General features: G+C 64.6%; 1 pseudogene. It reads left to right on the top strand.

Annotated features, from left to right (window positions below):
• Positions 1-104: 104 nt before the first annotated feature.
• Positions 105-1,516, top strand: a pseudogene (locus YO9_RS0112810) (IS1380 family transposase).
• Positions 1,517-1,668 lie beyond the last annotated feature (152 nt).

Below are 1,668 nucleotides of genomic sequence, written 5' to 3'. Positions count from 1 at the left end.
CGTGCTGGGTAGGGGACGTCATTAAAGACGAAATGCCCGTCTGACCGGGAAGAATGGGACTTGTCTAAGGTTCCGTTCCACCGCGATGAGAGGACATCTCGTAGATGCAAGTTTCCCACACCCGATCGGCCTGTCAGTTTCCTTCGACGAGCCCAATCTCGTGGGTTCCGCAGGGCTGGTGCCGCTGATGAAACTGGCCTGTGAATCAGGTCTGCACGAACTGACCGAGCAGCGGTTGAGCATGCCTACTGACAAGGGTGCCAACGCCGGGGCGAAGGTCACGGCGCTGGTGGCCGGGATGTGCGCCGGGGCCGACTCGATCGATGACATGGCCATCCTGCGCCACGGGGCGATGTCCAAGCTGTTCGCGGGGATCTACGCGCCCTCGACGCTGGGCTCATTCCTTCGGTCCTTCACCTTCGGGCACGTCCGCCAGCTCGACGCAGTCGCCTCCCGCTTCCTGACCGCGCTCAGCCGTCAGGCCCCATTGCTGGGTGCCCCGGCCGATACAGGCCAGGGACCGGGGTTCGTCTTCGTTGACGTTGACGACACGATCATCGAAGTCCACGGCTACCAGAAGCAGGGTTCGGGCTACGGATACTCCGGAGTGCGCGGCCTGAACGCACTACTGGCCACCGCCAGCACCGCCGACACCGCCCCGGTGATCCTGGGCCAGCGGCTACGCCGCGGATCAGTGGGCTCCCCACGCGGGGCCGCCCGGCTTATCGGTGACTCGCTGGCCACCTTGCAGCGTATGCATCCCACGGATCAAGACCAGGTCCTGATGCGCGCGGACTCAGCTTTCTACGGTCATGCTGCAGTGGCCGCGGTGTTGAAAACAGGAGCCGAAGTCTCGGTCACGGTGAGGATGGACAAGGCCGTCAGAAAGGCCATCGCCACCATCGACGACGAAGCCTGGACGCCCATCAAATACCCCCAGGCGATCTACGACGAGACCACCGACACGTGGACCTCGAAGGCCGAGGTCGCCGAGGTCCCCTACACCGCCTTCAAATCCCGGAAGAAGGCCGAGAGGATTCCTGGGCGCCTGGTGGTGCGCCGGATCCCCGAACTGAATCCCAAGCACGGTGAGGGTCAGCCGACACTGTTCGACACCCACCGGTTCCACGCCTTCTTCACCACCACCGACCCGGAGGTGCTGGACACGGTGGCCGCGGACCAGACCCACCGGGGGCATGCGGTCATCGAGCAGGTCAACGCCGATTTGAAAGACAGCGCCCTGGCCCACCTGCCCTCCGGGCACTTCGGGGCTAACAGCGCCTGGCTGGTCTGTGCGGTGATGGCCTACAACCTCACCCGCACCGCTGGGATCCTTGCCGCCGGGACCTTCACCAGGGCCCGCACCGGCACCATCCGGACCAAACTCGTCAGTCTTCCGGCCCGTATCGCCTCCAGCGCCCGGCGGATCCAAATTCGCCTACCCGAATCCTGGCCCTGGCGACACGCCTTCGAACGGCTCTTCGCCGCCATCCACCCACCACCGAAGACCGCATAGAACCAGTCCACCAGTCGCTCAACGGCACGAATCAGGAACTCCAGTGGAACATCACCGGCAGCGAGGCCGGCCACACCGCCATGCCCAAAACCAGATCACTCGGCGCTGACGGAATCAACCCCAGGCGCGACCCAAGTCGGTGGATCGAGGCT

Source organism: Kocuria atrinae C3-8, assembly GCF_000286355.1.
In the GTDB taxonomy this organism is placed as follows: Bacteria; Actinomycetota; Actinomycetes; order Actinomycetales; family Micrococcaceae; genus Kocuria; species Kocuria atrinae_A.
This window is presented reverse-complemented; position numbering and strand designations above follow the sequence as displayed.